At 35.8% G+C, this 14,055-nt stretch carries 11 protein-coding genes and 1 tRNA gene; 8 read left to right on the forward strand and 4 right to left on the reverse strand.

Annotated elements, in window-relative coordinates; translation table 11 throughout:
• Positions 1–322 precede the first annotated feature (322 nt).
• The 7 genes from FLS47_RS10420 to FLS47_RS10450 all read left to right on the forward strand — a co-directional run bounded on the left by FLS47_RS10420 (position 323) and on the right by FLS47_RS10450 (position 7,738).
• Positions 323–1,309: a DNA topoisomerase IB gene (locus tag FLS47_RS10420; protein ID WP_149914314.1), complete on the forward strand. Its 987-nt coding sequence runs from the start codon at positions 323–325 to the stop codon at positions 1,307–1,309.
• Between the two features lie 12 nt (positions 1,310–1,321).
• Positions 1,322–2,104, forward strand: a complete 783-nt coding sequence (gene ku, locus FLS47_RS10425; protein WP_149914315.1) for a non-homologous end joining protein Ku — start codon at positions 1,322–1,324, stop codon at positions 2,102–2,104.
• 15 nt (positions 2,105–2,119) lie between these two features.
• Entirely contained in the window at positions 2,120–4,675 is a 2,556-nt protein-coding gene (ligD, locus tag FLS47_RS10430; RefSeq protein ID WP_149914316.1) for a DNA ligase D, read from the forward strand.
• 17 nt (positions 4,676–4,692) lie between these two features.
• Complete coding sequence (locus tag FLS47_RS10435) at positions 4,693–5,343, forward strand: DUF421 domain-containing protein (protein ID WP_149914317.1); 651 nt, start codon at positions 4,693–4,695, stop codon at positions 5,341–5,343.
• Between the two features lie 248 nt (positions 5,344–5,591).
• The gene (gene rplU, locus FLS47_RS10440; RefSeq protein WP_149914318.1) at positions 5,592–5,903 is read left to right on the forward strand and encodes a 50S ribosomal protein L21; all 312 of its coding nucleotides are present in this window, start codon (positions 5,592–5,594) and stop codon (positions 5,901–5,903) included.
• Positions 5,904–5,947: 44 nt separating this feature from the next.
• Positions 5,948–6,211 carry a 50S ribosomal protein L27 gene (gene rpmA / locus FLS47_RS10445; protein ID WP_149914319.1) on the forward strand — a complete coding sequence of 88 codons (264 nt, stop codon included), beginning with the start codon at positions 5,948–5,950 and terminating at the stop codon, positions 6,209–6,211.
• 153 nt (positions 6,212–6,364) lie between these two features.
• A complete protein-coding gene (locus FLS47_RS10450; protein WP_149914320.1) occupies positions 6,365–7,738 on the forward strand; it encodes a DEAD/DEAH box helicase in 1,374 nt (457 codons plus the stop codon).
• A gap of 1,185 nt (positions 7,739–8,923) precedes the next feature.
• Here the strand turns inward: FLS47_RS10450 and FLS47_RS10455 are convergent.
• A complete protein-coding gene (locus FLS47_RS10455) occupies positions 8,924–9,328 on the reverse strand; it encodes a YbjQ family protein (RefSeq protein ID WP_149914321.1) in 405 nt (134 codons plus the stop codon).
• Positions 9,329–9,763: 435 nt separating this feature from the next.
• Between FLS47_RS10455 and FLS47_RS10460 the strand changes: the two genes are divergently transcribed.
• Positions 9,764–9,955, forward strand: a complete 192-nt coding sequence (locus FLS47_RS10460) for a cold-shock protein (protein ID WP_149914322.1) — start codon at positions 9,764–9,766, stop codon at positions 9,953–9,955.
• Between the two features lie 86 nt (positions 9,956–10,041).
• Here the strand turns inward: FLS47_RS10460 and FLS47_RS10465 are convergent.
• The 3 genes from FLS47_RS10465 to FLS47_RS10475 form a co-directional block, all read right to left on the reverse strand.
• Positions 10,042–10,115: transfer RNA gene (locus tag FLS47_RS10465), tRNA-Ala, on the reverse strand.
• 12 nt (positions 10,116–10,127) lie between these two features.
• Positions 10,128–12,038: a DUF3857 domain-containing protein gene (locus tag FLS47_RS10470; protein ID WP_149914323.1), complete on the reverse strand. Its 1,911-nt coding sequence runs from the start codon at positions 12,036–12,038 to the stop codon at positions 10,128–10,130.
• Positions 12,038–14,011, reverse strand: coding sequence for a DUF3857 domain-containing protein (locus FLS47_RS10475; RefSeq protein WP_149914324.1), 1,974 nt, complete (start codon positions 14,009–14,011; stop codon positions 12,038–12,040). The genes FLS47_RS10470 and FLS47_RS10475 overlap by 1 nt, the downstream gene beginning before the upstream one ends.
• Between the last annotated feature and the right edge of the window lie 44 nt (positions 14,012–14,055).

A 14,055-nucleotide genomic window follows, 5' to 3' on the forward strand; every position in this document is an offset into this window, starting at 1 on the left:
CTGCGCTGTCATATCCTCGGTATTCTAATTTTTTTAAACCACCAATTAGGTAAGGATATGCTTGATTGTGTCCGATATATCCGACAATTCCACACATATTTTGTTTGTTAAGTTTTTTAGTTAATAGGTGGCGCAAATATATGGAAAGACAATCGATTGTTTGATGATTTAAAGCGTGTTTTAGTTAATAAAAATTTTATTAATATTTTAAATTTATTAAAAAACAATATAGAACTTGTCGAATAAATAGATGCTGATGGATCAGAACTTTTTCATTACTGATTAGTTTATAAGGTGTAAGCGGATTATAAAACAGTAGCAAATGAAATTTTATCGAATAAAACGCGGCAGGGGATTTTCTTATATAGATGCAGAAGGAAGGTCTGTGCAGGATGAAAAATTGCTTTCTTTTTTCACATCATTAGTAATTCCACCTGCCTGGACTGAGGTAGAAATTAATGCTTCGCCACGGGCAAAAGTTAGAGCTACTGGTTATGATGCGAAAGGAAGGAAACAATACATTTACAACAGTAATTATAGATTGCGCCAAGAGCAAAAAAAATTTGATCGCATATTGCAGTTTGCAAATAAGTTACCACATATGCGCAATATAACCGCACAGCATTTACGAAAACGGAAGTTAGATCAAAAGAAAGTGTTAGCCTGTATGGTTCGGTTGTTGGATATAGCTTTTTTTCGTCCTGGAAATGAAACCTACGCGAAGCAAAATAAAAGTTATGGGCTAACAACCTTGCGGTCAAAACATTTAAAAATTGATGGAGATAAGTTGATATTCACGTATGTGGGAAAAGCTGCTCAGCCTCAGGAGAAATTAATTGCGAACGCGCAATTGGCTCGAATTGTACGAGAGATAGATGAGCTTCCTGGTTACGAAATTTTTAAATTCATCGACGAAAACGGTAACATCCAAGATGTAAAGAGCCAGCACCTAAACGCGTATATCCGTGCTATCATGGGACCTGAATTTTCTGCTAAAGACTTTCGTACTTGGGCTGGAACTGTCATTGCTGCAATGAGTTTGGATGAATTAGGTGCTATTGAGGAGATTGATCAACGAAAATTAAACAAAAACATACGCGAAGCGGTTATAAAGGTAAGTGAGCGATTAGGTAATACGCCAGCTATAGCACGCAAGTCCTACATTGATCCTCGTATTATAGATAACTATACGAAAGGGAAAACTTTGGCTTATTTTAAAAAAGAAGTGAATAGGCTATTGAAAAGGAATCAAGATTTGTCGGTGGAGGAAATAGGTGTTCTGTGCTTACTCAAAAAAAGACTGCAATAAAAATAGATCATTATGAGAGCAATTTGGAATGGAGCAATTGGATTTGGCTTAGTCAATATCCCCATAAAAGTCTACTCGGCGACAGAGTCAAGTACATTGGATTTGGATATGCTTGACAAAAAAGATTTAAATAATATTCGCTATAAGCGCGTCAATGAAGAAACGGGCAAAGAAGTAGCTTGGGAGAATATTGTAAAGGGCTATAAAATGGAAGAAAAATATATCGTTTTGGAGGATGAAGATTTTGAAGCTGCTAGTCCTGAAAAATCAAAGATTATTTCTATCTCTCAATTCGTAAAAGAAGCGGAAATAGATTCTGCCTTATTCGAAACGCCATATTTCTTAGAACCACAGAAGAATGGCGAGGCTGCATACAACCTATTGCTGAAAGCATTGTTAAAAACCAAAATGGGAGGAATAGGATCATTTGTAATGCGAGAACGTGAAATCTTGGCTTTGATTAGACCTTATGACAACAAAATGTTGATGTTGAATCGTATGCGTTATCCTGAGGAGTTGCGAAGTTATTCGGATTTAAATATTCCGATCAGAAAAGCAATTCCAAAAGCTGCTGAATTGAAATTGGCAGAATCATTGATTAAATCTTTAGCTAAGCCTTTTGAACCAAAAGATTATAAAGACACCTACAATGCTCAATTGTTGAAAATCATCAAGCAGAAAGCGAAAGGAAAAAAAATCAAAGTTGCGCCAGCAAAAGAGCAAGATGCAAAAGCTTCAGACTTGATGGCTATGTTGAAAGCAAGTTTGGAGAAAGGTAAGAAAAACACAGGCTAGAAAATTTGGTTTACTATGGGGTTAGAAGAATATAACCAAAAACGAAATTTTAAGGAGACATCTGAACCCGAAGGGAAAAAATCCCGAAAGGGCAAAAAACTACAATTCGTAGTGCAACGTCATGCCGCATCGCGGTTGCATTATGATTTTAGGTTGGAGGTAGATGGTGTGCTCAAAAGTTGGGCAGTGCCCAAAGGTCCTTCGCTCAACCCGGATGACAAGCGTTTGGCGATGATGGTCGAAGATCATCCCTTTGCGTACCGGACGTTTGAAGGAACGATTCCTAAAGGAAATTATGGGGCGGGAGAGGTTGAAATTTGGGATAAAGGATATTATGTGCCCCTTAATAAGACCAAAGGAAAACCGCAAGACAAGCTGAGGCAGGAAGAATTGGATGATGGATCTGTGAAAATTATTCTTTATGGAGAAAAATTACAAGGAGAATTTGCGTTAGTAAAGATTAAAAATGGAGATCAAGACAATGCGTGGTTATTAATAAAACATAATGATAAGTTTGCTGTATCAAAGAAGTACGACGCAGAAAATTATGCTGCTTCAGATTCTAAAGTGACTGCTTATCTAGGAAATAAAAGAAAAAGTAAAGGCAATTCTTCGTCCAAAGAGAAAATTATAAAACTTACCAACTCTCGCACAACTCAAGAAAAAAAACTTCCCGAAACCATCACGCCGATGCTTTGCAAAGTTTCGAAAAAACCTTTTGACGGTGAGGATTGGGCTTTTGAGATTAAATGGGATGGGTACAGAGCGATAGCTGATCTGCGTAATGACAAAACGCAATTTTACTCCCGAAACGGACTTGATTTTTCTAGAAAATTCCCTAAAATATTTAATGCACTGAAGTTGCAATCTTATGAGATGGTGCTGGATGGCGAAATTGTAGCGTATGATTCAAGTGGCAAGCCAAGTTTCAATCGTATTCAAAATTTAGATGATGATCAACAGGCTGTCGTATTTCAAGTGTTCGATTTATTGTGGCTCAATGGACATTCTACGCAAGAGTTAACGTATTTACAACGTAAAGAATTACTGAGTGAAGCCTTGGTGGCTAATGAAGTCATCCAATATCATGATTTTGTGCTGGAAAATGGAAAAGCATTTTTCAAAGAAGCACAAAATCTAGGCTTAGAAGGGATAATAGCAAAAAAGATAGACTCGTATTATACTTCTAATGTACGAAGTTCAGAATGGTTGAAAATCAAAATTCAACAAACAGAGGAAGCTTTGATTTGTGGGTTTACAGAGGCCAAAGGGTCGCGCAATAAATTTGGTTCGTTGGTATTGGGGAAATACTTGGACGATGAGCTGGTGTTTTGTGGGCATGTTGGAACAGGATTCAAAGAGAAAGATTTGAACGAATTACACAGCAAAATGTTGCCTTTAGAACGAAAATCATCACCGTTTCAAAAAGTTCCCAAAACCAATGGTAAGACAACTTGGATCAAGCCAGAGTTGGTCGCTGAAATTAAGTTTACTGAACTCACAAATGATCTGATTTATCGTCATCCCGTGTTTTTGCATTTGCGAGAGGACAAAGAATCTACAACAGTTTATTTTTCTGCCGATGAAGAATTAAAAACCGCAGAAAAAAATACACCTATGAATATTTCCACTTCATCGAAGTCTTCTATTAAGAAGAGAGATGTAACCAAAAAGATTGGGGGGCAACAATTGAAACTAACTAATCAAGACAAGATTTATTTCCCCGAATTGGAGATAAGCAAGTCTATGGTTATAGATTATTACCAAAGCATGGCAACATTTATTTTGCCACATCTCAAGGATCGTGCACAATCCTTAAATCGTTTTCCAAATGGAATTGATGGGATGAGTTTTTACCAAAAGGACGCGGCAGACGAAACCCCAAATTGGATTCCCACACAGGAAGTATACTCGGAAAGCACGGACAAATATATTGATTACATGATTTGCAACGATAAAGCAACAATGGCTTATTTGAATAATCTAGGCTGTATAGAATTTAATCCTTGGACGAGTAAAATATCAAACCTTGATAAGCCATCTTATTTGGTGTTGGATTTAGATCCTTCGGATAATAATTCGTTTGAAGATGTAATTGAGGTAGCCCAAGCTGTAAAGTTAATTTTGGATCAAGGGAGAATTGAAGGCTATCCAAAGACGTCCGGAAGTACAGGTATGCACATATATATTCCGATGAATGCGAAATATACATTTGATCAGGTTAAAGATTTTGGACATGTGCTGATGCAAATGGTACAACTAAAATTGCCAAAATTGACCACATTGGAAAGAAGTTTGCAAAAACGCGATAAGAGCAAAATATATCTTGATTATTTGCAAAATCGTCGTGGACAAACCTTGGCTAGTGTTTATAGCCTGCGACCTAAAAAAGAGGCGACAGTTTCTATGCCATTAACTTGGGAGGAAGTCAGGTCTGGTTTGAAACCTTCTGATTTCACGATATTCAATGCTTTGGACAGGGTGAAAGAAAAAGGTGATTTGTTCAAGCCTGTATTAGGAAAAGGTGTTGATATTTTGAAAGCAATTAAAAATTTGGAATACGAGAAATAGTTGTAAAAGCTTAAATTATGGAGGCTGAATTTTTGTTAGAAATATTATACCGCACCTGCATTATGTTTGTGGTCATCTTGTTGGTGTTAAGGTTGTCTGGACGAAGGGGGGTACGTCAATTGACGCTTTTTGAAGTAGCTATTATTTTAGGGATGGGATCTGCGGCAGGAGATCCGATGTTTCAAGAAGAGGTGCCTTTGCTGTATGGTGTGACTGTTCTTTTTACGATTTTGGTGTTATATAAGGGAGTGACCATGTTGAGTGCGCGTTGGAAATTTCTACATGAATTGCTAGAGGGGAAGTCTATGGTTATTGTTCATCATGGGATGTTTGATATCAAACATGAAAAAGATTCTGATTTCTCTCAAATGGAATTTTTTGCAGAACTTCGAAATCAATCGGTAGAACATTTGGGACAAGTACGTTATGCGTTACTTGAGACAGACGCAACATTAAGTGTTTTATTTTATCCTGACGATGATGTTAAATATGGATTGCCATTATTTCCTAGTCAATATAAAGCAATCAAAACTTTACCCATAAATAAACCATGTGCTTGTATGTTTTGTGGTAGAGTAGAAGAAGAATTAATAGCGATAGATGCGGTTTGTCCACGTTGTCACCACAAAGAATGGGCTTTAGCGCTGAATACTAAACGAATATCTTAGGTTTTAATATTTTTGGGATGATTTCCTGAATATCTCGTCATCTCCACTAAGGGAGAGAACTATATTTTAGATTTTTCTATTCGATAGCTTCGTTCGAAAGCACGTAGAATTCAGTCATTGAATCTTTTAATTTTTTTCTGTAAAAGAGTTTGTATCGTATAGTCATTTTCGAAAAGAAAAAAATAATTGTATACCTGAAAATTATGTCTTATCTTTGCAACTCATTAAAGAAATTTAAATAAATAACAATGTACGCAATAGTAAGTATAGCAGGACAGCAATTTAAAGTTGCAAAAGACCAATATCTTTTTGTACACCGTTTACAAGGAGAAGAAGGCGCTAGTATTGAATTTGACACAGTATTGTTGGCAGAAGATGGCGGCAAATTCACTGTAGGTGCTCCAAGTATCTCAGGTGCTAAAGTTTCAGCAACGATTTTGTCTCATTTAAAAGGTGATAAAGTTATCGTTTTCAAGAAAAAACGTCGTAAAGGCTACAAAAAGAAAAACGGTCACCGTCAACAATTCACTAAAATCCAGATCACTGGTATCAGTTTATAATCGAATTTTTTAATCAGACGCAAGTCTTAAATTAAGATAAAGAAATGGCACACAAAAAAGGTGCGGGTAGTTCTAAGAACGGCCGTGAGTCACACAGTAAGAGATTAGGTATCAAAATTTTTGGTGGTCAACAAGCTATCGCTGGAAATATCATCGTACGTCAACGTGGAACTGTTCACAATCCTGACGCTAACGTTGGTATTGGTAAAGACCATACTTTGTTCGCTCTTGTTGCTGGTACAGTTGTATTCCGCAAAAAAGCTAACAACAAATCTTACGTTTCAGTAGTTCCTGCTGAGCAAAACTAAGGTTTACCTAACAATATCACAAAGCCGCTAAGTTTCTTCTTGGCGGCTTTTGTTTTTTAAATATTGGATTATGCTTTTGTGATAAGCCGTGATTCAACAATAATTTATGGAGGCTCTTTCTTTTAAGATTGAAAGTTCCTCAAAATACATTACATGAAGACTTTCAAAGATTTAAAAGTAAGTGCGCCTATTTTGGATGCGCTAGACAAACAAGGTTATCAAAATCCAACACCGATTCAAGAGCAGGCTATTCCTGAAGTATTAAATGGTAATGACTTGCTAGGCTGTGCGCAGACGGGTACAGGTAAGACAGCTGCATTCTCTATTCCTATTTTACAATTATTAAATAGTCATAGACCAAAAGACCACAAACGTGGAACTATACGTTCATTGATTTTGACGCCTACGCGCGAATTAGCTATTCAAATCAACGAATCCATCGAGGCGTATGGTGAGAATCTTAAATTGAAACATGCTGTTATTTTTGGTGGTGTGAACCAATTTAGTCAAGTACAACAATTGCGTCAAGGTGTCGATATTTTAGTGGCTACACCAGGGCGTTTATTGGATTTGGTATCCCAAAAAATCGTGTGGTTGGATAAGATTGAAATCTTAGTATTGGATGAAGCGGATAGGATGTTGGATATGGGGTTTATACACGATGTAAAGCGTGTTTTATCTTTAGTGCCTGATAAGAGACAAACGTTGTTTTTCTCGGCGACTATGCCTAAGCAAATCCAAGCTTTAGCGGATTCTATTTTGCATAATCCCGTAAAAGTAGAAGTAACACCGGAATCAACTACTGCCGAGACAATCCAACAAACATTATATTATATCGAAAAGGCAAATAAGCCAAAAGCATTATTGCAGTTGTTGAATACACGTGTAGATAACAATGTCTTGGTGTTCTCGCGTACCAAACATGGTGCGGATCGTTTGGTGAAGTTGTTGCACAAGAACGATATTTCAGCAGCAGCTATCCACGGTAATAAATCCCAGAACGCACGTCAAAATGCATTGGAAGCTTTTAAGAAAAAGGATATTAAAGTATTAGTCGCTACGGATATTGCGGCTCGTGGTATCGATATTGATTTGTTGCAATATGTGATCAATTATGAATTGCCAAACTTGCCAGAATCTTACGTGCACCGTATCGGTCGTTCGGGAAGGGCAGGAGCATCTGGTTTTGCGATCTCACTGTGTGACGTGGAAGAAATTCCATATATCAAGGATATTCAATATACAATTGGCTTTGAATTACCTGTAGAGGTAATGGAAGGATTGAGTATGTCACCACAGTTCGTGCAGAAAAATCAATTTGCTGGTACGCAAGGTAAAGGCAAAAAAGGAGGAGCAAAAGAGCAACCAAAAGAAGGTGCGAAACCTGATTTTCGCCATAAAAAGAAAACAAAACCTACAAGTAAAGAGCGTCGAAGAAATCAAGAACGAAATGCTGCAGGTGGAGGAAGCTCCAAACCCGGAGCAAGTGCTGGAGGAAATCGAAACAGATCTACTAGAACAAGATAAAATAGAAGGAAGCGAAAGCTTCCTTTTTTGTTTACTGATAAAATCCGTACTTTCATATATGATACGTTTCTCTATTTTTCTTTTGTTATTGTGCTTTGGCTGTAATTCGGATAAATCATCTAATCAGCATGAAGAATACTATATGCATGTGGATGGTCGGGATACTTTAAGGCTACGATTAGTCAGATACGAAAATAGATTCTTTGGTACATAAACCCATACAAAAGGAGGTATTGCTCCTGTAGTAGGTGAAATAAATGGGGATATAAAAGGCGATACGCTTATCGGAGATAATCACTATACACCATACCGTTGGAAGGAAAAGAAGCGTGCTCCAATTGTGCTACTTAAAAAAGGAAATACTTATATAGAAGGTGATGGTAAAAAGATTGAATTTATGGGGGTGCTAACTTTTATAGAATGGACGTTAAAATTTGATCCACCTAAAAGAATTTATAAGCCTGTAGATAAATTTGAGGAGTGAATTGTTTTCTAGATCCAATTATTAAAATTTGCATATAGTAAAGTAATATAATAATTAATTTTTATAGTGTTTCCAAAACCGCAAGCCTTTCATTGATCGATGATTGTACTTTTTTTGGTGTGATACCAGTTGTAGTATTAATGCCTTTTTTATCTCTATTACAATGAATGCAAATGTCGTCGCTTTTTTTATTAGTATTATTACAAACGCATAACCAAATTTCTTTATTTCCAAGTAAACCTTTTTCTATTCTATATTCTGCATCATACTGAAAAAATGATAGAAGATTTTCACCAGATAGACTTTTTAAATTTGCAACTATCTCATCATTAATAATTTCAGGGTATTCATTTAAAATAAATAATGCTGCAATTTTTAGATACTTATCATTTTCGTTTAAAAATTTGATAGCTCTTGAATAATCAATTATGCCCGTTCTATTATAGCCTTTAAAATTCTATCTTTTTCCCAATAGGCTAATGATTCGTCCTTAAGTTTATTGTAAAGAATATCTTTTGATATTGAACTATTTATTATGCTGAAATAGTATAAGACCTTTTTATGTTTTTCGTATGTGTTGTATTCATCTGATAACTTACTGTAAAGAAAATTAACTAAATATGGTGCGAATTCAACGAACTTCGATTGAATAATAAAATCAAGCTCTTTTATACTTATAGAATTTAAGGAATATCCAGTTTCTAATATTTTTTTCGCATGAACTTATCTGATAAGTATGATCCTGTAATTGTTTTATTTGATTCTAGCTCGAAGTTATCAATTGTCGATAAGATTACTGGAGTACCCGTTGCTGTGATCATAAACATTTGTTTTCCACCTCCAGAAATTTCATCAATATCGATTGATAGACCGACTAATCCGTTTGCCCTTCTCTTCTTTGCTTCTACTTTTAAAGCTTCGATAACATCGAGATAAATTGCACTTAGCTTTTTCTCAAATGTATCTACTCTCCCTCCAAAAAAATCCATAAAATTAGCTCCAATGTCTGAAAGCACGTTTGAACCTATTACAATATTTTTTGTTATTGGATCAAGATATTTTTTTATCGTAGAACCTTCAATACTATTGGTTGTTGTTATTATCATAATTTTTTTCTCAACTTTGTCATAAGTAAATTATATGAATTAATCTATCATCATTTTCGTCTAGCGAGGTGCTCTAACCAGTTGAAAAACTAGAAGATTGAAAATTCATTTCTCAACAATATTGATAACTAAACTGATAATAGAAGTTTAATATAAATAAAAAATTGTATATCAAATAATTAATGTTATATTTGAGTATAATCAGGCTTTGCCTTGCTTCTCTAGAACCGAATAGTTTACTCTTCTTTTTTAGTTTTCGCTTTACTTGGCTAATGTTATCATCTAATTTGATGAAGTAACTATTTGAATTTGTTTCCTTCAAAATCATTTAATTCTTTTCACGTTTAGTTAACGAATGATTATTTAAGATTGAAAGATCTTAAAAGGAATGGCTTTATGCCTTAACAAATTTATTTATTTTAATACATTACAAAAATGCAACAAGGAACAATAAAATTTTTCAACGAAACAAAAGGTTTTGGATTTATTACACCAAGAGATGGTGGTCAAGACTTATTCGTACACATGACAGGATTAGTTGACAACATCAGACAAAATGATGAAGTTACTTATAATGTAGAACAAGGACGTAACGGACTAAACGCTACTAACGTACGTATAGCATAACAATACTTCATACTGTATTATTAATATGGCTAAAACATTTTGTTTTGGCCATTTTTATGCAGTTTGTTTTAAAAATTTAAGTTATGTGGAGCATATCGGATTCGAACCGATCACCTCTTCGCTGCCAGCGAAGCGCTCTAGCCAAATGAGCTAATGCCCCAAATTCAGAAGATTATTTTTCTTCTGCAATATTAATCGTGTAGCGTATACGATCGTGTGCTGCTACTTTGGATATGAAATCAAAATACGTTTGGTAGTCATCAACGGAATAAGTTCCGTCTTTGATTTCTAATTTACGATAATAATTTACCTTTTGCCCATCCGATGATATTTTCAACTCATATTTTCCCATCGGACTTTCAATAATTTCATTTACCGGAATTAGAAAACCTTTTAATTTTTCTTCGAAAATAAATTCAGATTCATCAATATCTGTATACCCCCGATTTATATACAATGGATTAGCTCTGTTTCTTGATTCGGGAATATTGCGTTGTGCGTTAAAAATATTCGGTGTGAAAATATAGCTATTACCATTCTTTACCACATAGTTGCGGATATTAACGGCAAGATTTTCTTCTAAAATAGGTGCTGCCTCCGAATTGACTTTGTAGTCGATTTTGTTGAAAGCAATATTGTTGACATCATAATATTTCTTCAACTGTTTATTTTGATCTGGCAGGCTGTTGAACATATTGTGAAAATGATTTTCGAATTGTGATCCCGAAAATGAAGTCGCTACTGTTCCGTCTAAGCTACCGTCTTTGGATACTTTAAATTCATTTTTGCGCAGTTGTAAACTTTCAGTAGCAGGGTAGGTCTGTGTGCGCAAAACTTTTCCTCCTTCTGCTGTACAAGCCAATACAAGGCGATCATCCGTAAAATCACCCAAATACCCGAAAGGACTTTTGTTGCTCGTACATTCAAGCCAAGTGGTGTCGTTTTCAAATGGTACGCACAAAATAATATGGTTTCCATCTACGGCATTTGCAAAAGTTTCATCCAAACTTATTTTTTGATTGCCAGCTTCCACCACACAATACAATGAAGGAATGTCTACAGCAGCTAATAACGCTTGCATATAATTTACCAACGCTTTACAGTCACCATAACCAAGTTTGTCTACATATGACGCCGGAAAGGGTTCTAAACCGCCAATTCCGATTTGTATACTGATATAGCGCGTCTTGTCTTGCATATATTTGTACAATGCCTTTGCCTTGTCTTTTGGATTGTCATATTGACTGGCGATTTGCTTCGCTTTCTCAACTGTCGCAGCTGGTAAATCTTGCTTTCCTACCAATAATTCATCATGAATCCATTTACCTAGGTCTTTCCAATCGCTCACATTACCTCTTCTTTTGTAATATTGAAAAGTCTCGGGCACAATCTTTACAATAATTTTATTTGGATTTTCGATAGGCGAGAAGGGCTCTATTTTTCTGGCGTTTAATGCTGAAGCAGACCAAGTGTAAGTTTTTCCTTTTTCGTCAGAAGTTATATTAGCCTCTTGTTGTAGGTTTTCTACTTTGATACGCAGCTTTAGATCAGGCTTGCAACTAAATTGATACGTGCTTTTTTCTACAGCCAAATCGCTATTACGGTTGGGATACCAATACGGAATAAATAAGTTCTGCGCATGTTTGATTTCGTAGCTGTACACAATCGTGTATGGGTATACAGTCATACTAGGCGCGTAATGCTTTACACGCAGATCGCCATACATACTCACGCCATCAGTTGCGCTGTAATCTTTAAAATCTTTTTGCCCAAACTTGCTTATTTGCTTCCCAAATTCATCGTATACTAATCCTTTTATATCCTTTATGACTTTACTTTTATCGTAATAAAGCGTAAGCTGTGCATAATCTTCACCAGATTGATTGAGAATAGTAATAGCCCGTGTTACTGTTTCTGTTATATTGTTTTCAGCTTTCATGTCAAGACTGATATGCTCATTGCGCAAAACGGCTGTAGCGCGACTTTTTAGGCTATTAGGGATAAGTTCCACCCCATAATCCTGCGCAAATAAAGCGACACCTGAAAGTATATAGCTGAGTAGGAATAATAATTTTAAACGCATTATTTTGTTTGGTAATTAAATTCGTGATCAATCTGCATATGTTGAATTATTCGTGAAAATAATTCCTTTAAGCCAAAGTATTCTTCGCTCGTATAAATCGCTTTGTTTAACATGAGTTGTTGCGTAACCGTCAATTTGTTCTCGTTAATATTACTGATGTATTGATAACGGGCTGAATTCTCGGGTAGCGCCATATTTACTCTTTTGGGAGCTTGTTTGAATGTTAGACCTTCAGGTAATTCTATTTCAATGAAATGCTTTTCGGTATCTTTTGCACCTAAATCCACGTCATAATTACGCTCATCTAGGTTAAAAGGATTTTTGTTGATACGTGAAATAAAAATTGGGTTAAATTGCACATGACCATTTTTCAATGGCGATGCGACATTTATTTCAACTTCGTATTCTTCGGATAGCATATGATCGGGATTGTCAACATTCTCAACTTTTGAACTTAAGATTTGCAAATGCGACTGTTTTTCGTCAAAATTTTCGGCATACTCCTCAATACTCGGGAAATTTAGAATTTCTTTACGCTTCTGCAACGCATCTAGACCATTGCTGACAATGAAGAGTGTACCTTTTAGTTTACCATCCAGATCTAATTTTCCTTTGAAAGAATATTCGGTGATGGAAATTTCTTTATTCGTCAGTTCAATCCATTCTGAGGATTTGCGTGAGTAAATTATACGTCCTCGGCCATTGATACAGTGAAGCGGCAGTTGACCAAATCCAATCAACGGATCTGTCGCATCTACCAACACAAATTCATCATTTAGCTTCACAGCAGCTATGATATAATTGAAATTAGATAAAACGGGATGCAAATCATGCGGCAAGCCATTGTTTCGCGTGGAAATAATAACGGGGTATGCTTCTAATTCTGCCGCGTTGAATGCAGCGATTAAAGCCAAATTAATATCACCGACATTTCCACTTTTGCTTTCTAATGCATCCTCTATGCCGTGTTGGCTATATTTACCATACACATTATTTAATCGAATATTCTTGGAAATCCAACGGTGAACCTCAGAAGCACGTTGGTAATTATCCGTTACAGCAAGTATTTTAGGATCCAGTTTTTGCTTTATAAAATCAACTTTTTTGAGCTGTCCTCCAAAGCTTTTGTCGGTCATCAATTCAATATCCACGTCCTTCCAAGCCTTGGTATATTTGTCCACACCACCATTTGGATTAGCCATTTCGACCAATTCGAAATTAATAGCAGAAATATAGTTTTTTGGCGAAAGCATATATGCTTCCTCCTTGAAAGCAGGAATATTGTTCATCGTATACGTGATATTGGAGCAATCTAGACGCTGTCCCATGACAACAATACAGCCTGTTTCTCTATTAGTCTTCGTGTTTTCTAATTTTAGGGCACCCTTTAAAGTTACATTATAATTGCTCATAGACGGGATGCGCACATTGTATTCACTCCGAATTTTGGGTATATCGGTTTGAAATTCCCAACTTCTGAAATTAAAAATATCGGGTGAGACAATATAGTATTCAATCTCAATGATAGAACCTACTTTTATGTTTGGTAGGGTAAATTTAGTAAGCTTTAGAAATTCACTTTTATTTTCTGTAATGATGTTTTTGCGTTCTAATAATGTTTCGGTGATTCGCCCATTTTCCAAATTGTATGTTTTACCAGTAACCTCTTCTGTATATTCGAAATTTTTACCAAAACTATAAAGTGGAAGAGTGAAATTGGCGTGGTCAAATCCTTCTTGGGATAATATCTTTATGCGAGCCTTGTAGCGGTGGTAGACACGTAAGGCACGGTCGCGATCGCTAATATCCAAATGCGTCTTTCCAGTTTCTAATAGCACAACTGCGACAGCGTTTGAATCTAAATTCTCCGATGTAATATTGAAATTTCCTGCTGTTACGTTCGGAAAGTCACTTACTTGCGCGCTAGAAACTTGAAAAATAGTTAGAGCTAGAAAAAGGAAAATTAATTTCATTAATTTAAAGTATAATTGTTTGGTGAAAAATAACAATTATACTT

It is taken from the genome of Sphingobacterium cavernae, from assembly GCF_008520265.1.
In the GTDB taxonomy this organism is placed as follows: Bacteria; Bacteroidota; Bacteroidia; order Sphingobacteriales; family Sphingobacteriaceae; genus Sphingobacterium; species Sphingobacterium cavernae.

What these genes read in the sequence shown, in the direction of transcription:
- rplU (WP_149914318.1), top strand. Translation starts at nt 5,592, where the DNA reads ATGTACGCAATAGTAAGTATAGCAGGACAGCAATTTAAAGTTGCAAAA.
- FLS47_RS10450 (WP_149914320.1), top strand. Translation starts at nt 6,365, where the DNA reads ATGAAGACTTTCAAAGATTTAAAAGTAAGTGCGCCTATTTTGGATGCG.
- FLS47_RS10435 (WP_149914317.1), top strand. Translation starts at nt 4,693, where the DNA reads ATGGAGGCTGAATTTTTGTTAGAAATATTATACCGCACCTGCATTATG.
- FLS47_RS10475 (WP_149914324.1), bottom strand. Translation starts at nt 14,011, where the DNA reads ATGAAATTAATTTTCCTTTTTCTAGCTCTAACTATTTTTCAAGTTTCT.
- FLS47_RS10460 (WP_149914322.1), top strand. Translation starts at nt 9,764, where the DNA reads ATGCAACAAGGAACAATAAAATTTTTCAACGAAACAAAAGGTTTTGGA.
- FLS47_RS10455 (WP_149914321.1), bottom strand. Translation starts at nt 9,328, where the DNA reads ATGATAATAACAACAACCAATAGTATTGAAGGTTCTACGATAAAAAAA.
- rpmA (WP_149914319.1), top strand. Translation starts at nt 5,948, where the DNA reads ATGGCACACAAAAAAGGTGCGGGTAGTTCTAAGAACGGCCGTGAGTCA.
- ligD (WP_149914316.1), top strand. Translation starts at nt 2,120, where the DNA reads ATGGGGTTAGAAGAATATAACCAAAAACGAAATTTTAAGGAGACATCT.
- FLS47_RS10470 (WP_149914323.1), bottom strand. Translation starts at nt 12,038, where the DNA reads ATGCGTTTAAAATTATTATTCCTACTCAGCTATATACTTTCAGGTGTC.
- FLS47_RS10420 (WP_149914314.1), top strand. Translation starts at nt 323, where the DNA reads ATGAAATTTTATCGAATAAAACGCGGCAGGGGATTTTCTTATATAGAT.
- ku (WP_149914315.1), top strand. Translation starts at nt 1,322, where the DNA reads ATGAGAGCAATTTGGAATGGAGCAATTGGATTTGGCTTAGTCAATATC.